The 18,616-nt window shown below is 37.5% G+C and carries 20 protein-coding genes; 5 read left to right on the top strand and 15 right to left on the bottom strand.

Going from position 1 to position 18,616, the window contains the following annotated elements; genetic code table 11:
- Positions 1–110: 110 nt before the first annotated feature.
- A complete protein-coding gene (locus tag BMY50_RS23730; RefSeq protein ID WP_093330223.1) occupies positions 111–821 on the bottom strand; it encodes a hypothetical protein in 711 nt (236 codons plus the stop codon).
- Between the two features lie 106 nt (positions 822–927).
- Here BMY50_RS23730 and BMY50_RS23725 point away from each other — a divergent pair, with 106 nt between their 5' ends.
- Complete coding sequence (locus tag BMY50_RS23725) at positions 928–2,133, top strand: NAD(P)/FAD-dependent oxidoreductase (protein WP_093330219.1); 1,206 nt, start codon at positions 928–930, stop codon at positions 2,131–2,133.
- Between the two features lie 63 nt (positions 2,134–2,196).
- On the opposite strand, the gene serS is transcribed toward BMY50_RS23725, so the two are convergent.
- Positions 2,197–3,468, bottom strand: coding sequence for a serine--tRNA ligase (gene serS, locus BMY50_RS23720; protein ID WP_093330215.1), 1,272 nt, complete (start codon positions 3,466–3,468; stop codon positions 2,197–2,199).
- A gap of 128 nt (positions 3,469–3,596) precedes the next feature.
- Between serS and rsmI the strand changes: the two genes are divergently transcribed.
- The 3 genes from rsmI to lnt all read left to right on the top strand — a co-directional run bounded on the left by rsmI (position 3,597) and on the right by lnt (position 6,631).
- Complete coding sequence (gene rsmI / locus BMY50_RS23715) at positions 3,597–4,262, top strand: 16S rRNA (cytidine(1402)-2'-O)-methyltransferase (RefSeq protein ID WP_093330210.1); 666 nt, start codon at positions 3,597–3,599, stop codon at positions 4,260–4,262.
- A 97-nt stretch (positions 4,263–4,359) separates the two neighbouring features.
- The gene (locus BMY50_RS23710; protein WP_093330207.1) at positions 4,360–5,001 is read left to right on the top strand and encodes a PH domain-containing protein; all 642 of its coding nucleotides are present in this window, start codon (positions 4,360–4,362) and stop codon (positions 4,999–5,001) included.
- Between the two features lies 1 nt (position 5,002).
- Positions 5,003–6,631, top strand: a complete 1,629-nt coding sequence (lnt, locus tag BMY50_RS23705) for an apolipoprotein N-acyltransferase (RefSeq protein ID WP_093330204.1) — start codon at positions 5,003–5,005, stop codon at positions 6,629–6,631.
- 60 nt (positions 6,632–6,691) lie between these two features.
- Here the strand turns inward: lnt and BMY50_RS23700 are convergent, their stop codons facing one another.
- The 3 genes from BMY50_RS23700 to BMY50_RS23690 form a co-directional block, all read right to left on the bottom strand.
- Entirely contained in the window at positions 6,692–7,246 is a 555-nt protein-coding gene (locus tag BMY50_RS23700) for a DUF4136 domain-containing protein (RefSeq protein ID WP_093330200.1), read from the bottom strand.
- A gap of 104 nt (positions 7,247–7,350) precedes the next feature.
- A complete protein-coding gene (locus BMY50_RS23695) occupies positions 7,351–8,994 on the bottom strand; it encodes an NAD+ synthase (RefSeq protein WP_093330195.1) in 1,644 nt (547 codons plus the stop codon).
- Positions 8,995–9,019: 25 nt separating this feature from the next.
- Positions 9,020–9,697, bottom strand: coding sequence for an outer membrane beta-barrel protein (locus BMY50_RS23690; RefSeq protein WP_162276665.1), 678 nt, complete (start codon positions 9,695–9,697; stop codon positions 9,020–9,022).
- Positions 9,698–9,830: 133 nt separating this feature from the next.
- Between BMY50_RS23690 and gldB the strand changes: the two genes are divergently transcribed.
- On the top strand, positions 9,831–10,871 hold the full coding sequence (gldB, locus tag BMY50_RS23685) for a gliding motility lipoprotein GldB (protein ID WP_093330187.1): 1,041 nt from the start codon (positions 9,831–9,833) through the stop codon (positions 10,869–10,871).
- 14 nt (positions 10,872–10,885) lie between these two features.
- Here gldB and BMY50_RS23680 read toward each other — a convergent pair whose 3' ends face one another.
- The 10 genes from BMY50_RS23680 to BMY50_RS23635 all read right to left on the bottom strand — a co-directional run bounded on the left by BMY50_RS23680 (position 10,886) and on the right by BMY50_RS23635 (position 18,569).
- Positions 10,886–11,545, bottom strand: a complete 660-nt coding sequence (locus tag BMY50_RS23680) for a hypothetical protein (protein WP_093330183.1) — start codon at positions 11,543–11,545, stop codon at positions 10,886–10,888.
- Positions 11,546–11,829: 284 nt separating this feature from the next.
- Positions 11,830–12,048 carry a hypothetical protein gene (locus BMY50_RS23675; RefSeq protein WP_093330179.1) on the bottom strand — a complete coding sequence of 73 codons (219 nt, stop codon included), beginning with the start codon at positions 12,046–12,048 and terminating at the stop codon, positions 11,830–11,832.
- Positions 12,049–12,098: 50 nt separating this feature from the next.
- Positions 12,099–12,863: a 5'-nucleotidase, lipoprotein e(P4) family gene (locus BMY50_RS23670; RefSeq protein WP_093330176.1), complete on the bottom strand. Its 765-nt coding sequence runs from the start codon at positions 12,861–12,863 to the stop codon at positions 12,099–12,101.
- Between the two features lie 68 nt (positions 12,864–12,931).
- Complete coding sequence (atpG, locus tag BMY50_RS23665) at positions 12,932–13,822, bottom strand: ATP synthase F1 subunit gamma (RefSeq protein WP_093330171.1); 891 nt, start codon at positions 13,820–13,822, stop codon at positions 12,932–12,934.
- A gap of 101 nt (positions 13,823–13,923) precedes the next feature.
- Positions 13,924–15,498 (bottom strand): F0F1 ATP synthase subunit alpha, encoded by a 1,575-nt coding sequence (gene atpA, locus BMY50_RS23660; RefSeq protein WP_093330167.1) that lies wholly within the window; start codon positions 15,496–15,498, stop codon positions 13,924–13,926.
- Positions 15,499–15,551: 53 nt separating this feature from the next.
- Complete coding sequence (gene atpH / locus BMY50_RS23655; protein ID WP_093330162.1) at positions 15,552–16,088, bottom strand: ATP synthase F1 subunit delta; 537 nt, start codon at positions 16,086–16,088, stop codon at positions 15,552–15,554.
- 26 nt (positions 16,089–16,114) lie between these two features.
- Complete coding sequence (locus BMY50_RS23650) at positions 16,115–16,609, bottom strand: F0F1 ATP synthase subunit B (protein ID WP_093330157.1); 495 nt, start codon at positions 16,607–16,609, stop codon at positions 16,115–16,117.
- A gap of 119 nt (positions 16,610–16,728) precedes the next feature.
- Complete coding sequence (gene atpE / locus BMY50_RS23645) at positions 16,729–16,935, bottom strand: ATP synthase F0 subunit C (protein ID WP_093330152.1); 207 nt, start codon at positions 16,933–16,935, stop codon at positions 16,729–16,731.
- A 42-nt stretch (positions 16,936–16,977) separates the two neighbouring features.
- Positions 16,978–18,150, bottom strand: a complete 1,173-nt coding sequence (gene atpB / locus BMY50_RS23640; RefSeq protein WP_093330149.1) for a F0F1 ATP synthase subunit A — start codon at positions 18,148–18,150, stop codon at positions 16,978–16,980.
- Positions 18,151–18,164: 14 nt separating this feature from the next.
- A complete protein-coding gene (locus BMY50_RS23635) occupies positions 18,165–18,569 on the bottom strand; it encodes a hypothetical protein (RefSeq protein WP_238383869.1) in 405 nt (134 codons plus the stop codon).
- Positions 18,570–18,616: the final 47 nt, after the last annotated feature.

Here is an 18,616-nt window from a genome sequence, read left to right as displayed (position 1 = left end):
ATAGATCGGTTAGTAATATTAGGTCGTAAAGGTAATTATTTTTGATAGGACGCGCTAACAAGTAGTTTAAGCCCTTAAATATTTTGCGGATAAACAACAGGTAATTTTAACTACGCTATTTCTTTCATTAAGGTGCGTTTGGCCATCGGTAAAAGGGTTTGATCAAGAGGAAATGTTATATCACTCTCTACCTGATATACAGCAGGATTAGGGAGAGACCTCCGCTGATGGATAAGATCTTTCCTGATTGATTCTGGAGTTCCGAAAATAAAATGACTATCATAGCTGGTTACAAAATCAGTATGCACGCCACGATACTTATCATCTTTACCTTCAAAAAGCGTTACTTGATATTGATATACCAATGTTCCTTTTTGGTTCCCATTTCGGAGCAGCATGTAACCGCTATAGGGGTTTAACGGCATCATACCAATTGCTTCTATTGTAAGACGGCTTTCAACAAAATCGTATATTTCTTTTCCTTCTTTCACGGCATTGCCCAATTTATTTAAAGCAAAAGCAATGATATGCTCAATCTCTACCATCATCGCATCATCATGAATGAGCTTCTCATATGTCAACTTTACCGCTTCGGTATCAGCATTAGTGAGACGTACCGGAAAAGAATCTTGCAGCGTAGTTTTATCTTTTTTAAATTTTTGAAGATTATTGTAATGAAAAACTAAATCGTTTAGATTGGGATAAAGCCTTGTGTTATTAAAATGATGGTTAATATCTGTTAAATATCCCAATAACTGATATTTTTTGTACTCAAAATCTAAAGGAATTTCGATAAACCAATCGGCATTTAGTCTTGACATAAAAACCTCCAACTTTATAGGTTTAAGTTAAGAAAAATATATTGGATCAACAAACATTCTAATTTTAATTAAGTTATTATCCATGACTACAATAAAAGAATAATTCATGGATTTGCATTCAGGGTCACCCTATTGGGCAATCAAAAACTCACTTTATCAAGGAGCTCATCCTCTTCAAGAAAACATATCAACCGATGTTACCATCATTGGAACGGGTATTACAGGGGCATTAGTAGCACATGAGCTTTGTGAAGCTGGAATAACCTGCACAATGGTCGACAAGCGTGCTATAGCAGGAGGTAGTACAGTAGCAAGTACTGCTCAGCTACAATACGAAATTGATGTGTCATTATATAAACTTTCAAACGAAATAGGAAATAAAAATGCAACTGTTGCCTACCGCGCTAGTTTAAAATCGATTAATGACCTAGAAGCATTATTCAATAAAGCGCAGATAGACGCAGAATTCGTAAGGGTTCCAACATTATTGCTAGCAAGTAATAGAGCAGGCCTCCGTAAGTTAAAAGATGAATACCAAATACGAAAGGAAAGCAAGCTTCCAGTTGATTTTCTAGAATCTATTGATCTTCAGAACAAATATCAAATTGATCGTTTGGGAGCACTTTGGAATGACACTTCGGCTCAGATAGACTGTTACAAAGCTGCAGTAGGTTTAATACAGCACCATCAGAAAAAGCATGATCTCAAAGTGTACCCATATACCGAAATTATAGGATATAAACGGGAAAGATCGCAATTTGTACTCCAAACGCTTAAAGGGCAAACCATAACATGTAAATATGTGATAATCGCTGCAGGATTTGAGGCAGGCAGATTTCTACCAAAAAAAATTATGGACCTACTTTCTACCTATGCATTAGTTTCAGAACCTATGCGTCCGGAGCAGCTATGGCCTGAACGTTGCCTAATCTGGGAAACCCGTCACCCATACTTTTACATGCGCACAACTGCAGACAACCGGATTATGATGGGTGGGGAAGACATTCCCTATAAAAATGCTAAATTAAGAGATGCGAAGCTGCTACAGAAAACGAAGGCATTAGAACGCAAATTCCACAAACTATTCAAACATATTCCAATGATTACCGATTTCTCTTGGTGTGGTACTTTTAGTTCAACCCATGATGGGTTACCTTATATAGGTGAGTATAAAGATAAAAAGAATATGTTTTTTGCGCTGGGGTACGGCGGCAATGGTATTACTTTCAGTATGATCGCCGCACAAATTATATGTAATAAGATCAAAGGAAAAAAAGATCCACGAGAAAGTGTTTTTAGTTTTGACAGATAATAAAGTCTAGGTGATAGGTTATACGTTCTAAGTACTCTTAAAACGTATAACTTAAATCTGCAATTAATCAATCCACTCAAAGCCTGTATAGGGTACTAGTACCTCAGGCACTTTAATTCCATTTTCTGCTTGATTCTCTTCTAAAATGCACGCTACTATACGCGGAAGTGCCAAGGCGCTTCCATTTAATGTGTGTACTAAATGCATCTTGCCATCCATCCCTTTAAAGCGCGTCTTTAAGCGGTTACTTTGGTAAGTTTCAAAATTAGATACGGAAGAAACTTCCAACCAACGTTTTTGAGCACCACTCCAAACCTCCATATCGTAAGTCATTGCTGATGTAAAACCCATATCTCCTCCACATAAACGTAGTACGCGATAAGGTAGTTTTAATTTCTGAAGCAACGATTGTACATAAGTACTCATCTCTTCGAGCACCTCATAGGAGTTATCTGGATGAACAATTTGAACAAGCTCAACTTTATCAAACTGATGCAACCTATTTAATCCGCGTACGTGAGCACCATAAGAACCCGCCTCTCGTCTAAAGCATGGTGTGTATGCGGTGTTTTTAATAGGAAAATCTTCTTCCTTTAAAATTTCTCCCCGGTACATATTCGTAACCGGCACTTCAGCTGTAGGTATCAAATAGAGATCATCCGCTCCTACATAATACATCTGCCCTTCTTTATCAGGTAACTGTCCTGTACCAAAACCTGACTCTCCATTAATTAAAATAGGAACCTGTACTTCTCGGTAACCATTATCGGTTGCCTGATCTAAAAAAAAGTTAATAAGCGCTCGCTGGAGTCGTGCGCCTTTACCTTTATATACAGGAAAACCTGCACCGCTTACTTTTACACCTAATTCGAAATCAATGATATCATACTTGGCTGCTAATTCCCAATGAGGCAACGCATCATCCGGAAGCATCAGTTTATGCCCGTGTTCTAATACAACCTGATTATCATCAGCCGTCCTACCTGCTGGGACATCTTTGTACGGGAGGTTAGGAAGCTGTACAATCTTCTGAAAAAATTCTTCTTCCAGTCCTCCTAATTTCTCGAGCAACAACTTTACCTCTTCTTTGTATTCGCCAGACCTGGCCTTAATCTCTTCGGCTTCCTCACGTTTACCCTGCCTCATTAAATCGCCTATCTGTTTTGCTGCAGCATTGGCCTCCGCAGAAATGGACTCAGATGCAGATTTGGTAGATCTTATTTGTTCATCAAGACCAATAATTTCATCAACCAATTCAATCTGTGTAAAGTTACGCACAGCTAAGCGCTCTATAACTTTATCCCTGTTTTCGCGGATATAACTAATTTGCAACATATATTTTTATTTTTGCAACAAAGATATTAAAATTAGAAAGTAAAACTTAAAAATTAAAAAGTCATCAAAAGCAAATCACAAATATCTTGCTACTTGATACTTATGTCTTGCTACTTAATAACACACAAATGCTTTACCTCGTTCCAACACCCGTAGGCAATCTAGAAGATATTACTTTCAGGGCTATACGTGTTCTGAAAGAAGCGGATATTATTCTCGCTGAAGATACACGTACAAGCGCACCCTTGCTGAAGCATTTCGGTATAGATAAGAAAGTGTATGCGCACCATCAACATAATGAGCATAAAGCCCTCCACGAAATAATTCGCTTTCTAAAAGAAGGCAAAACAGTGGCATTAATATCTGACGCCGGTACACCGGCAATTTCAGACCCGGGTTTCTTGTTGGTTCGAGAAGCGATAAGACAGCACCTCGAAGTTAGTTGCCTCCCAGGCCCCACAGCCTTTGTCCCAGCCTTGGTAAACTCAGGTCTACCCACAGATAGCTTTGTGTTTGAAGGCTTTTTACCTGTTAAAAAAGGACGCCAGACTAAATTAAAATCGTTATCTAACGAAAATAGAACGATGATATTCTATGAATCACCACATCGGTTAATCAAAACATTGGAAGAGTTTAGCATATATTTAGGAGCAGAAAGACAAGTTTCAATATCTCGTGAAATAAGTAAAATATATGAAGAAACTATACGGGGCAGTGTCTTAGATGTTATCGAACATTTTAAAAACAATCTAATAAAAGGAGAGTTTGTAATTTGTGTGCAGGGAAAATCGTAAATTAGCCTTGGATAGTTGTGAGTTGCCGGATGCGAGTTATGAGTGGTACAAGGAGTAGAAACAGCTTTATTTTTTACTTTTGAATTTTTACTTGAAAATGTATATCGAACAATATTTAAACGAAGAGCAAGATCCTAAAGTGGTTGAAAAGTTGGTGGGAAAGTTAAAAGATATGCTCACTTCGGGTGAGGCAATTACTTACATTGCCGTACAAAAGAAACCTGCTGTCACCTTATTTCCTGATTGTTTGGTAATTACCAATAAGCGCATTTTTTTATGTGAAGCTACCAAACTAGGGCTGACAACTAATTTCGAAATTTTCACTTGGCAAGACATTAAAGATGTGTCCTTTAAGGAAGAATTTTTTGGAGCGAAATTTACTGTAATTCCTCAGAGCGGTGAAAATCTGACAGTAGAGTATATACCGAAAGTACAAGCACGTAAACTTTACCAATTGGCCAGTGAAGCACTAGAAAAAAAACAAGAAGAGCTTCGACTGAGAGATTTAGAGCTGAAAAAGGCAAGCACCCCACCTGTGATGCTTAAGCCTCTACACGACGAACGGCATATAGACGAGCGTCCACTTAAGCCAGAGGAAGAACCGATTTTAAAACCTTCGTCAGAACCAGAAGATGAAGTAACTGTGAAGCTCAAAAAACTTAAAATCTTGTTTGAAAAGCAGCTCATAACACAATCTGAATACGAAAACAAGAAGAACGAAATCCTATCGCAATTGTAAAGTGAGAAACAATCTTAAATTGTCGTTACTAAGCGCTATCTTATTATGGATAGCATGGCCCCCCATCCCCTATACAGGTCCGATATTGCTGATCGCTTTCGTACCGTTGTTACTCTGTATAGAAAATATTCTTTTGTCATCCATAAAAAAAAAGGGTCGAAAAGTTTTTTTGTTAGCCGGGTTAACCGGCTTACTCTGGAATACGGCATCCATCTATTGGGTATATAACGCAATAAGTGCCGTCATGCCTTCCTATATTGCTATATTTATTTCCCTCATACCTTTTGCGCTAGCGGCCCTACTCATTGCAATAGTCTTTAGGCTCTATTATCAATTAAGAAAGCGGTACAGTACCATAGCTAGTTTAATAGGCTTGGTATGCTTTTGGATGGCTTATGAATACATCCATCAAAGTTGGGACCTTGCTTTTCCATGGATGACGTTGGGAAACGGCTTTGCTAGTACCCATCAATTAATTCAATGGTATGAATACACGGGTGTCTATGGAGGAACGGTGTGGATTTGGCTCTGTAATATCGCATTATTCTTGATAATTTGTAAACAAATTATTTACAAAGACCGCTCCGTTAGGCGGCAGCACGTGTTTGCATTTGTTGCATTGCTCGTAATCCCTTCCGGTATTTCACTTTTCCAATATTTTAGTTATGAAGAGAATGAAAATCCTTCTAACATCGTAGTTGTGCAACCCAATATAGATCCTTATGCAAAATGGAGTATGCCGGTAACACAACAGGTAGAAAACTTAATTCAACTATCGCGTTCGACCGCACAAACCAATACAGAATTCTTCATTTGGCCGGAATCCGCAATACCGGAAAGACCTCCAGGAGTGAACGAAGAAGAAATAAGAAGTAATAACAGTTATTTACAGATCCGAGACTTTTTAAAAGATTACAAAAATGGAAACGTACTATCGGGCATTGAATCGATGGTTATATATGATTCATTAGAGAGCCCTTCGGCGCGTAAATTTATAGATGTCGAGAAATACTACGACGTATTTAATGCAGCAGTTCTCATTGATAACTCTTCACGCGTTCAATTTTATCACAAGTCTAAATTAGTTCCTGGAGTAGAGCAGCTTCCCTTCGCTTCACTGTCTTTCTTGAAACCACTATTCGCCGCTTTTGGTGGAAGCACAGGTAGTTATGGAAAACAGGAAGAACCATCCGTATTTTATGCACAGAGTGGTATCGGAGCGGCCCCTGTAATATGTTACGAATCTATATGGGGTGACTATGTATCTAAATACGTTAGAGAAGGTGCTCAGTTTATTGCTATAGTTACAAATGATGGCTGGTGGGGAAACACTTCCGGTAAAAGTCAACATCTTGATTATGCAAAGCTCAGAGCAATTGAAACACGCCGTTGGGTAGTCCGATCAGCCAATACCGGTATCTCTGCTTTTATTAACCAACGTGGCGACATCGTGAGACAAAGCGAGTGGTGGAAACCTGCCGCATTAAAAACTGACATTAATTTAAATGATAGCATCACCTTTTACACAAATACGGGAGATTACTTAGCTTATGCCGGGTGTTTTGGTGCAATAATTTATTGTGTCTTGCTAATTGGTACATTATTGAAGCCAAAAACTCATATTGCATAGAAAAAGGGCCCTGCAATGTGCTAGCGCCCTTTTACTTACTGATTATCACTTAAATTCAAACTATTTTTGTGCCATTATAGGGTATTGCTTCATAATATTCTGAACAACCACAGGTAGATCGTTCACAGCTTTTTCTGGATTTCTTACTTCACCGCTTCCTCTTGCTTGCCAAACAACCTTATTAGTTTTGGCATCAATTGCTTCAATTATGATATGGCCGGCACGATAACGCTCTCTACCAACAGCACCTCCCATACCCATTCCCCAATAAGGATTCCAACCCCATCCCCAGCCCCAGCCACCCCAAGTTGGCGCATAGACTGTTCTACTGGTATTATTCACGATCGCCTTATATCGAAACAACAAGTCAGGATTTGATTTATCATAAGTCAATCCCTTCGCTTTTAATGCGGCGTCTGCTGTTTCATATATATTTTCCTCTGCGATAGCATTATTATAATACGACTTAGACAGTGAATCTAATCCAGGCAACCAAGCATAGGTTCTGTAATTAGAAAAATCACTGTTTTTACTCTGCGCATTATAATATCTATATGGTGAACAGGCAGCTACAATGACAATGGCAAATGCCATAAACAACCATTTCGTTTTCATATTTTTACCTCCCAATTATGATATAAATTTAACGAATTTAGTGCCAATATGCTACATATTAGAAAAATTTAATCTGTTGTAACATTATTTAACAGTTATAAGCGTTAAAAGGGGTACTTCGCAACGAGAGGCATTGACCTTCCTGCACCAAAAGCTTTCCGTGTAATGCGTAATATTGGCGGAGACTGGAACCGTTTAAACTCAGCTCCATTAACTAGTTTAATCACGCTAAATACTAGTTCCTTTTCATAGCCTTTCGATATGATTTCTGCTGCGCTCCACTCCTGCTCAATATAAAGATCTAAGATTGCATCTAATATGTCATACTCAGGCAGTGAGTCAGAATCCTTTTGGTCGGGGCGTAATTCTGCAGATGGTGCCTTGGTAATGGTATTTTCGGGTATAATAACACCATTACGATTAATAAATCTTGCTAATTCATAAACTTTCGTTTTGAAAACATCGCCGATTACGCCCAAGGCGCCCGCCATATCACCATAAAGCGTACCATACCCTACCGCCGCTTCGCTTTTATTAGAGGTATTTAGTAATATATAGCCATGCTTATTCGATATAGCCATTAGGATAATTGATCGCACCCTTGCCTGAATGTTTTCTTCTGTGATATCACTTTCTTTACCCTTAAACGCAGGGGCAAGCATGCTGTCTAACGCCTCTGTAGCCTCTTTAATAGCAATAATTTCGTGCTCACAGCCTGTGTTTTTCACCAAATCTAAGGCATCCTTCAATGAATGCTCGGACGAGTAAACAGAAGGCATCAATACCCCCATCACATTTGCCGATCCCAATGCTTCACACGCTAAAGCCGCTACTACCGCGGAGTCAATGCCACCCGAAAGCCCTAAAATTGCTTTCTTGAATCCTGATTTCTGAAAAAAGTCCCTTATTCCCAAAACAAGCGCTTGGTGAATATTCGCTATATTTGATAATTCCTCATACGAGGTAGTAACTTCCACTGAAGTAATTTCTTTATCTGTTACCTCATATAAACGCAGATCCTCTTCAAAACCCTTTAAAACATCCACAATTTTAGCATCTTTATTGTATACCAGTGATCGTCCGTCAAAAATAATGTCAGTATGAGCACCGAATGTATTCACATAAAACGCGGGTAACTTATATTTGCGTATATGAGAGGTCATAACCGCTTGCCGAGTGTTGAAATGTGTCTCTGAAAAGGGAGAAGCTGCAATATTTATCATCACATCTGGCGCATCCTGGAATAATTTAGCCATTGGATCTTCTTTATAGAGAGAAGGAAAATTTTCATTCCATAAATCTTCACAAATAGTCAGCGCAATCTTAACACCCCTATAATCTATACATTTGAACACATCATTTGGCTCAAAATAACGATATTCATCAAATACATCGTAGTCGGGCAACAGCGTTTTATGTACAACCTCCTGTACCTTTCCATCAGCTAGAAAAAGAGCTGAATTATATAGAGCCTTCGCACGCGTTAACTGTGTTCTTACAGGCGCGCCAATGATACAAGCAATCCCTTCACATGCTATAGCTATTTCGTTAATACTTGCGTCACAAGCATCTAAAAATGATTTATATCTAAACAAATCTTTGGCAAGATAACCCCCTACTGTAATTTCAGGGAATACAACTAAGTCTGCACCCCTATTTTTTGCTTTATTTAAATTATCTAGAATTTTTTTCGTGTTTTCTTCGAAATTACCGATGTGATAATTTAGCTGTACAATAGCTATAACCATATTATATTTCTAAATTTTCTTGTAGTTAAAACAAAATGCCAAAGTTAAAGGCTACATAAGAATTATTTGCACTTCCATGTTTGATGACACGGGTAAAACCGTTATTAAAACTAAGCCCGGTCATTAATCGCAAGTTATGATCCAATAGCCATTCAACACCCCCTCCAATTTGAAGCCCTAATCTTAGGAGATTTGCATCTCCCTTCATGTTGTTTGATTCCTGTACAACTACTCTATTCTCGTTTAATATCTCCTGCTTAGCACTTAATTTAACTCCCATTGTAAACCCGAACTGACCATAATAACTCCTATAATAACGCTGTGTACTTTTTAGCTTTATGCCAAATGGAATCTCTGCATATTGAAGCCGGTAATTATTCGTCAACGTATTTGTGCTTCCATCGGCTTGCGAATGATATGTTTGAGATTGTGATCTCAAATTATCGATGAATAAACCACTTGAGAAATAGTAATTCTCAGAAAAAGCGAAATCAGCTATTAATCCATAATTATAACCAACTTTAGCTGAACTGGACTTTACATCAAAGTCGCCATACCTTAACCAACTCAAATTAGGAGAAATCGCAATTCCCATACTAACTCTTTTGTTATCATAAGTAGAACTATTATAATCCTGAGCTTTTGCGGAAATAGAAAGAAAGGAAAGAATACTGATAAATAAAGATAAATTTTTAAATGGCATAGTCATTTTTTTATATGTTCTTGAGCGCTTTGTCTTTTGTTAATAGCGGGACTCAATTTTGTTCTTTTTCTAGAACGGGTAATTTATATCTAGTGTTTAAATCATTACTTTCGCAAGTATTATAACATTTAGCATGGCTCCATATACAACTAAAAACGCACAAATCTACCTCTTTTTTTTGATTATTAGTTTAGTCTCCTGTCGCCAAAAGGATCCAGATCTAAGTGCCATTCATCTACAAATTAAAATAGAACGTTTTGACAAGGCTCTAGACAGTTTAACTTTAGCTAACATCCCACCCAAACACCATTTATGGCAAAAAAAATACGGCCAATTTTATAGCGATTTTACCTCCAAAATACTTCAGGCAGGCAATGTACAAGACACAGCAGTACTTTTCAAAAATTACCAGCAAATATTACAGAATCGTGATTTTGTCGAATTAAAAAAGAGCACACTTCAAACTTATCCTGATTTAACACCATATGAGAAAGCATTAAGCATGGCCTTTAAGCATGTGAAATATTATTTCCCTAAGGCTGAAATACCTCGGTTTATATCCTTTTTCTCTGGCTTCACTGTTCAAACACCGCTTAACAACGAATATATAGGGATTGGTTTAGATATGTTTTTAGGAAAAAAATCAAAATTCTATCCGGCCTTGATAAAGAGTATTCCTTATTATATTTCAAGAAGGTTTACCCCTGAGAATATCGTTCCTCGCACAGTAGAAACTTATTTAAGAGAGACTTTATATACTGAACCAACTTTCAAGAAACCAGACTTATTATCGTATATGATTTATAACGGAAAAATCATGTACCTCATGGATCGTACAATGCCTAAACTACCGGATAGCTTAAAAATTGGTTACTCGAAAGAGCAAATGACATGGGCTACGAATTATCAGCCTGATATATGGGCTTGGTTTCTAGAAGAAGATTTACTATTTGATACCGACTATCAAAGAATCCAAAAACATTTAGGAGATGCACCTTTTACTCCCGATCTTGGAAACCAACACGAATCTGCACCCAAGCTAGGTATATTTTTAGGATGGCAGATAGTTAAAAAATATATGGAGAACCATCCGTCAGTTCAGCTTGATCAGCTGCTGCACATGACAGATGCCCAGCAACTGCTGAAAGATTCAAAATATAAGGGATTAAAATGACAATGGCTTTTAAATTAATATCCAACAACTTCGCTTTTACCGTCTTTTCCAGGAGATCCCGAATATATTTGACCTTGAGGAACTCCCCCCAGACGTCCGCCACCGGATCGAATTCCCATGCCTATCTGGCTGTAAATATTATATAAATCTGATTGTGGATTTACACGATAACCACCAGCCTTCGTATCAATACGCAAATACCCCGGCTGATCCTTCTTCTCTTGTTGAGGGACAATACCCCTTTTATCGTAATGTAGTGTGACATTACCACCATTGCCATTTGGAAATGTGCGCGAACCATTATTAGCATCACGCCCTCCAGCTAATACATATAATGATCCCAATTTGCCAAAGTGAATAGTTATATTTATTTCACTGCCGTTATTTTTGCTGTCAGTTCCAACGATATAAGCCTGTTTTGGTATCTCCGCATATTTGACTTGTAAATCCACCTTTTTTTTACCAAAAAACTCTAAAGTAGCTTTATCATTTAATATCAATGTATCTATTTTTAAAACCAAAGTAGAATCTTGCTGTCTAACTGAAAATGTCTTTTTCTTCTTTTTACTTATTTCTAGCTTTTGGATATATTGTACACTATCTTGCTCTACGCAAAAACTTTGCAATCCATACCCCATTAAGAGTAGCATTACAACTATCATTCTTACTTTCATCGTTTTATATTTTTTGCATAACAAACCGAAACTGCAAAGAGTTTTAGTAGCTTCTATATACTTTGACAGCGCCGATCAACAATAGTTTAATTGTCTTTAAACCTGAATTCGATTTATCTTTATCAGTGCGGAAATTCAATAACAAAGCCCACTATTCTTTCGTCCTTTGCTTTAAACCTAACCATTTCAAAGCGTTCTGAATCGAAAACAGTAATCGGATTTAGGTTTTAAACAAAAAAAGCGTGGAGAATCTCCACGCTGCCTATAAAATATTTTTCTTTCACTTATTTCATAATCTTGAATACAGTACGGAAAGCAATAAAGCTGCCGATAATCAATAATATATTCGAGATAGAAGTAAATAGAAATGAGTCTTGAATAAAACGAAAAAAGGTACCTGCCAAGCCAAAAGCTATAGCGATAAGTAAAGTTACATAATAATGCGTTTGATTGGCGTTATTGTCTGTACTAACGTGAGGTCTTTGCTCTGTTGAATTTGCCATAGTAATTTGTTTGTGTACAAAAATAAACTTATTATCGAAGAACAAAAATATTAATATGCAATTATTTTTTCTTTTCTAATTTCGGCCTTCTCATTTTCGGTGAGATTCTTTTTTTTCTCATATAACGATTGCTCCCAATCGCCGTACATTGGATTTGGCAACATAATATACACTGTTCCAAACAAGGTAGCCAGTTTATCAACCTCTATTTTTACATCTTTATCATCTTGATAGAAAACTGTTGAGAAATCACTCAAATTATCTCCTACAAGCATGATAATGTGATGTGTTTCCGCTATCAGATCCCGTCTATGTTGTTTATTAGAGGTATCATCTCTAAAAAGCATATGCGTTGTATCAACATAGGGAAAGCCAAAACGATTCAAATTATTCATGGTAGGTATGAGCTCACTTTGATCCCTATTGCTTACATAAAATACCTCTACCTTTTTGGATGCAGCATATTTCAAAAAAGAACATGCTCCTGGCACGGTATCTGCGCCCTCTAAAGCAGTCCATTGTTTCCATTCTGCCAAATCAAAGCTTTTTCCCATTAACAGTAATTTCCCGCTTTGAGGGGAATTATCTAATACTGTTTCGTCTATGTCTACAATAATACACTTAGGTTTCTTAGTTCTTCTTTTCATCTGTTTATCTAAGCTTACACGTGCATAATTGTAAGCTTGAAAACACAAAGCACGGTATTCACCAGACCGTTGCTGCCACAATACGGCATTGGTATTATCGCGTGCATGCTCTTGCCCACTTGCAAAAGTCAATATAAAAAAGACAAGCAAAAAAGAAAAAACTCTCATTATGATAATGATATTAAATGCAAAAGGCCTTCGTGTTTACGAAGGCCCTCTTATTTTATACTAAAATACTATCCATTAGACAATGCTGCAGCACCGCTTACAATTTCTGTAAGCTCTGTTGTAATAGCAGCTTGCCGTGCCTGATTGTAAGACAGTTTCAGTGCCTTTAACAATTCACCAGCATTATCCGTGGCCTTGTCCATAGCTGTCATACGCGCCCCATGTTCTGAAGCATGCGAATCAAGAATGGCCTTATATAACTGAATCTTTATTGACTTAGGAATTAACTCTTCGATAATTTCTTCTTTTGAAGGCTCCAGAATGTAGTCAATAGCCAGTTGTGCTTCCTCTTTCTTCGATTCGTTCTCCAAAGGAGACAAGGGAAGAAGCTGTTCTACCTTTAAGAACTGAACGGCAGCATTTTTGAATTGATTATAAAGTACTTCAACCTTGTCATACTCCCCATCCAAAAAGCCTTTCATAACAAATTCTGTAATTTCAGACGCATTCTCAAAATTTAATTTCGCAAATAACTCTGAATGATTACCGAGCACTTCATATTTTCTCTTCTTATAATAATCTTGCCCCTTTTTCCCTATAGCAATTATTTTTACGTTACCCTTCTTATGCTGTTCGCTATATTTTTCAGAAATTAAAAGGTTAGTAGCCTTGATAACATTTGCATTAAAAGCACCCGCTAAACCTCTATTAGAAGTTACTACTATAAGTAAAATTTTGCGCGGCTTACGTTCTATCGTGTAAGGAGACGCTCCTCCTTCTACAGAAGCAGATAAATTAGCCAATATCTCTTTTAGCTTTTCTGCATACGGCCGCAATTGAACGATTGCATTCGTCGCCCGTTTTAGCTTTGCAGCCGAAACCATCTTCATGGCACGTGTAATCTGCTGAGTAGAGGATACAGATGTTATACGATTTCTTACTTCTTTTAAATTAGCCATATTTATATAGTAGCAAGTATCAGGTAACAAGTACCGAGACTATATTTCAAATCTCCATACTTTAGTCTTTCATCTTGATACTTATATCTTGATACCAAAAATTAATAACTCGCAGCTATTTCTTTAGCTACTTTATCTAGCACCGCGGTAATATCGTCAGTGAATTTACCTGCTTTTAGATCTCTTAAGACCTCAGGATGACGTAGCTCTAACTGTTGTAAATAATTAGCTTCGAACTCTTTCACTTTGTTTACAGGAACACTTCTAAATAATCCCTTTACCCCTGCATAAATAATTGCCACCTGTTTTTCAACCGCTACCGGAGCAAATTGTCCTTGTTTTAAAATTTCAACGTTACGTACGCCTTTGTCAAGTACACCTTTCGTCGCTGCATCTAAATCAGAACCAAATTTTGCAAAAGCTTCCAATTCACGATATTGTGCCTGATCCAACTTTAATGTACCAGCCACTTTCTTCATCGATTTAATCTGCGCGCTACCTCCTACCCTCGATACAGAGATACCCACATTAATTGCCGGCCTCACACCCGCATTAAATAAATTCGACTCAAGGAAAATCTGGCCATCTGTAATAGAAATTACATTTGTTGGAATATAAGCAGACACGTCACCAGCCTGCGTTTCAATGATAGGCAAGGCTGTTAATGAGCCACCACCCTTAACGATATCCTTAATAGATGCGGGAAGGTCATTCATACCATGGGCAATCTCATCCGATGCATTTATCTTAGCGGCACGCTCTAATAAACGGCTATGAAGATAGAAAACATCACCTGGATATGCTTCACGCCCTGGCGGACGACGCAATAATAAAGATACCTCACGATATGCGACAGCTTGTTTAGACAAGTCATCATAAACAATTAGTGCAGGACGACCGGTGTCGCGGAAAAACTCGCCTATAGCAGCGCCAGCCATCGGAGCATAAAATTGCATTGGAGCAGGATCCGCAGCAGATGCACAAACGATTACAGTATAAGCTAAAGCACCTTTTTCTTCTAATGTTCGAACGATCCCTGCAATAGTAGAATTCTTCTGACCGATCGCTACGTAAATACAGAAAACAGGCTGTCCGGCATCATAAAACTCCTTTTGATTAATGATAGTATCAATACATACAGCAGTTTTACCAACTTGGCGATCACCAATAACTAATTCACGTTGACCACGGCCAATAGGAATCATTGCATCGATTGCCTTGATACCTGTTTGTAATGGTTCGTTTACCGGCTGACGATAAATAACACCAGGAGCCTTACGCTCTATAGGCATTTCATATGTTTTGCCAGTTATTGGTCCTTTGCCATCGATAGGTTGTCCTAATGTATTAACAACCCGACCTAACATACCTTCACCTACATTGATAGAGGCAATTTTATCAGTACGTTTTATAGTGTCTCCCTCTTTAATCTCATCAGATGGGCCTAATAATACAATACCGACATTATCTTCCTCAAGGTTTAATACAATTCCCTGCAATCCATTATCAAATTCAACCAGCTCTCCTGATTGAACCTTGGTTAAGCCATAAACGCGCGCAATACCGTCACCCACCTGGAGTACAGTACCTACTTCTTCAAGCTCGGCTTCTGATTTAAAGTTCGACAATTGCTCCCTTAAGATTGCCGATACCTCGTCTGGTCTTACCTCTACCATTGTTTTATCTTCGTTTTAATATTTTAATAATATGTTATCTTGCTTTTTGCAGATTAAGCATGGAAAGCACGATCTAATTTGTTTAATCTGCCTAATAAACTCACGTCTACTTGCCTATCGCCAACAGTTACAACGAAACCACCTATCAATTCAGGATCTACCGTATTTTCTAATAGCACTTCATGCCCAGTGGACGTTTTTATTAATTGCTTCAATGCATGGAGATTTTCGTCAGATAATGCTACTGCTGAAACAACTTTTGCATGAACAATCCCCTTATATTCATTGTAAACGCTGATAAATTCCTGGGCCGTACCAAATAAGATATCTGCACGTCCCTTATTCACCATTATATTAAAGAAGCCAATTACAGTTTTATCGAATTTATCTTTAAATAAAATAGAAAGAATATTATTCTTTTTATCTTGGTTAATTATAGGGTTCTTTAAAACAGCTTGTAATTGTGCATTACCTTTCAGCACTGCTATAAATTGCTCTATATTTTGCTTAACCTGATCCGTTGAATGCTGTTCAATTGATAGATCTAAAAGAGCTTTAGCGTACCGTGATGCAACCTTAAATTCTGACATATCTTCTAAATTAGCTTAAAAGCTGATTAGTTTAATTTCATATCTTTTAATAGCGTTCCAACTAAAGCTTCTTGTTTACTTTTGTCGGCAAGTTCTTGATTCAAAACTTTGCGGGCTATTTCTAACGAAAGTTTTGAAACCTGATTTTTGACGTCAGTCATTGCAATGGCTTTTTGATTATTGATTTCAATACGCGCTTTCTCGATCATACGGTTACCTTCCACCTGTGCTTGATCTTTCGCATCTTTCAATAATTGTTCCTTAATTTCTTTTGCTTCTTTTAAAATTAGGTCGCGTTCCGCTCTTGCCTCTTTTAGAAGCTGCTCATTCTCGCTTGTTAAACGAGCCATTTCTTGTTTTGCTTTTTCTGCGGCATCCAAAGCATTCTCTATTGAGCGCTCGCGCTCGCCGATAGCCTTCATGACAGGTTTCCAAGCAAATTTTGCTAAAAGGAAAAGTAAGAGCAAAAATGAAATGGTATGCCAAAACACTAAACCAATTTCAGGAATAAGTAAATCCATATTAATGTATTGATTAAAATTCTTTTGTTATCCTAAATGTTTTACAGTAAACACCATAAAAAGAACCTATAGGCGGCAATCCCGGAAATAGGTTCTTTTAATAGTTTTTATGCTTCTTTTTACTCAGCGATCAAAGAAACAACAACAGCGAATAAAGCAACCGCCTCAATAAAGGCAGCAGCGATTAACATCGCAGTTTGAATTTTTGAAGCAGCTTCTGGTTGGCGGGCAATACTTTCCATTGCAGATCCACCAATTTTACCAATACCTAATCCAGCGCCGATAGCAGCTAGACCTGCTCCAATTGCAGCTAATGTTCCAGTCATTTTAATTTATATATTTAGTTTAACAATAATGTTTATGTATACTTAATGATCAGCATGCTCTTCTATCGCCATTCCTATAAAAAGAGCAGATAAAATAGTAAATATAAAAGCTTGTATAAAGGCCACTAATAATTCAATTGCGCCAATAAATACCACAAAGAAAACAGAGACAGGCGCTACAGCCAATGAACTAAAAATAAACACCAAACAAAGTAGTGATAGCACCAGAATGTGTCCGGCAGTGATATTCGCAAACAAACGAATCATCAATGCAAAAGGTTTTGTGAAAATACCGAAAATCTCCACGGGGATCATTAAAGGTTTTAACCACCAAGGCACCGGCGGATTAAAAATATGCCCCCAATAATATTTATTTCCATTAAATAAGATAATAATCAGTGTAAATACCGCCAGTACCATTGTAATGGCAATATTCCCAGTTACGTTTGCTCCTCCCGGAAAGAAAGGAACCAATCCCAACATATTATTTATCCAGATAAAGAAGAATACCGTTAATAAATACGGCATGAACCTTTCGTATTTATGCCCTAAGTTTGGCTTAGCGATATCATCTCTTACAAAGATGATGATAGGCTCCAAAACGGACTGCAGACCTTTAGGTGCTTTCCCCTCGCGCTTTTTATAACCGCTGGCAACTGTTAAGAAGATAACGAGTAATAAGGCCACCGAAAAGAAGATCGTAAACACGTTTTTAGTAATAGAAAAATCTAGTGGACGCGTATTCGTTACGACTTCTTTGCCCTTATCATTTTTTTCATGATGAACATAGCTTCCATGAACAGCCTCTTCAGCAGCATAGTAAATCTTGCCGTGTGCTTTTGCGAAACGCATGCCGGCTTTCTCTACTACTACACTTCCATCATCATTCAAATGAAATTCTTTAGAGCTGAAGCAAACCAGACCATTAGGTGTGTACAGAATTACTGGTAAATATAAGCCCGTCCAGTTTTCACCATGCCCCCAGAAATGAAATTCATACGAATCACCAATATGGTGAAAAATAAACGTATTGATGTCGAATTTTTTTTCCTCATGGCTATCATGATGGCCGGTTTCTACCTGTTCAACTACCGCTGAATCTGTAGCATGCTCCTGACCATGATTTTGGGCATTAACATTCAAAAAAGTGAAGAAAACGGCAAGAAACGCAAGAATTCCGATTTTTTTTGAAGTCAAAAAGTGGCTAAATTTCATCTATTCCGTGATTTTTACTTATTATTTTGGTGGCGCAAGTTACGTAACAAACACATAACTTCAAAGAGTGTAAATAAGAAATATAAAGAAAAATAATTTAAAGCAAAAACTAGCTGGTTTACAGAAAGTTTCATAATAACAATCAATGCAAATGATAAAGCAAAAAGCAACTTTAAAATAACCCCCCCCATCATAGCAAAAACTCCTGTTTGGGGTGTTTTTTTCACGCCTACGTAAGACACCACGTATGCAATATAGGTTAGTGTAAATAAAAAAATAAAAGAGATCCAAAAAATATCTGTAAGTATTTCTTGCTTTACAAACAAGCGCTCCAACCCCCAAGCCACCAAGGCTAATAATATGCCATAAAGGACGTAAAGGGTTGTAAATCGCGCTATTGTCATTTCTTCTTTTAACATAGCTGGCACGAAGATAATATTTACCTGCCAAATCATTAGAATTGTGG

Source organism: Olivibacter domesticus, from assembly GCF_900109575.1.
In the GTDB taxonomy this organism is placed as follows: domain Bacteria; phylum Bacteroidota; class Bacteroidia; order Sphingobacteriales; family Sphingobacteriaceae; genus Olivibacter; species Olivibacter domesticus.
The sequence above is the reverse complement of the archived record's forward strand: the minus strand, read 5'-3'. Positions and strand labels throughout refer to the sequence as shown.

What these genes read in the sequence shown, in the direction of transcription:
- BMY50_RS23730 (WP_093330223.1), bottom strand. Translation starts at nt 821, where the DNA reads ATGTCAAGACTAAATGCCGATTGGTTTATCGAAATTCCTTTAGATTTT.
- BMY50_RS23725 (WP_093330219.1), top strand. Translation starts at nt 928, where the DNA reads ATGGATTTGCATTCAGGGTCACCCTATTGGGCAATCAAAAACTCACTT.
- serS (WP_093330215.1), bottom strand. Translation starts at nt 3,468, where the DNA reads ATGTTGCAAATTAGTTATATCCGCGAAAACAGGGATAAAGTTATAGAG.
- rsmI (WP_093330210.1), top strand. Translation starts at nt 3,597, where the DNA reads ATGCTTTACCTCGTTCCAACACCCGTAGGCAATCTAGAAGATATTACT.
- BMY50_RS23710 (WP_093330207.1), top strand. Translation starts at nt 4,360, where the DNA reads ATGTATATCGAACAATATTTAAACGAAGAGCAAGATCCTAAAGTGGTT.
- BMY50_RS23700 (WP_093330200.1), bottom strand. Translation starts at nt 7,246, where the DNA reads ATGAAAACGAAATGGTTGTTTATGGCATTTGCCATTGTCATTGTAGCT.
- BMY50_RS23695 (WP_093330195.1), bottom strand. Translation starts at nt 8,994, where the DNA reads ATGGTTATAGCTATTGTACAGCTAAATTATCACATCGGTAATTTCGAA.
- BMY50_RS23690 (WP_162276665.1), bottom strand. Translation starts at nt 9,697, where the DNA reads ATGCCATTTAAAAATTTATCTTTATTTATCAGTATTCTTTCCTTTCTT.
- gldB (WP_093330187.1), top strand. Translation starts at nt 9,831, where the DNA reads ATGGCTCCATATACAACTAAAAACGCACAAATCTACCTCTTTTTTTTG.
- BMY50_RS23680 (WP_093330183.1), bottom strand. Translation starts at nt 11,545, where the DNA reads ATGAAAGTAAGAATGATAGTTGTAATGCTACTCTTAATGGGGTATGGA.
- BMY50_RS23675 (WP_093330179.1), bottom strand. Translation starts at nt 12,048, where the DNA reads ATGGCAAATTCAACAGAGCAAAGACCTCACGTTAGTACAGACAATAAC.
- BMY50_RS23670 (WP_093330176.1), bottom strand. Translation starts at nt 12,863, where the DNA reads ATGAGAGTTTTTTCTTTTTTGCTTGTCTTTTTTATATTGACTTTTGCA.
- atpG (WP_093330171.1), bottom strand. Translation starts at nt 13,822, where the DNA reads ATGGCTAATTTAAAAGAAGTAAGAAATCGTATAACATCTGTATCCTCT.
- atpA (WP_093330167.1), bottom strand. Translation starts at nt 15,498, where the DNA reads ATGGTAGAGGTAAGACCAGACGAGGTATCGGCAATCTTAAGGGAGCAA.
- atpH (WP_093330162.1), bottom strand. Translation starts at nt 16,088, where the DNA reads ATGTCAGAATTTAAGGTTGCATCACGGTACGCTAAAGCTCTTTTAGAT.
- BMY50_RS23650 (WP_093330157.1), bottom strand. Translation starts at nt 16,609, where the DNA reads ATGGATTTACTTATTCCTGAAATTGGTTTAGTGTTTTGGCATACCATT.
- atpE (WP_093330152.1), bottom strand. Translation starts at nt 16,935, where the DNA reads ATGACTGGAACATTAGCTGCAATTGGAGCAGGTCTAGCTGCTATCGGC.
- atpB (WP_093330149.1), bottom strand. Translation starts at nt 18,150, where the DNA reads ATGAAATTTAGCCACTTTTTGACTTCAAAAAAAATCGGAATTCTTGCG.
- BMY50_RS23635 (WP_238383869.1), bottom strand. Translation starts at nt 18,569, where the DNA reads ATGTTAAAAGAAGAAATGACAATAGCGCGATTTACAACCCTTTACGTC.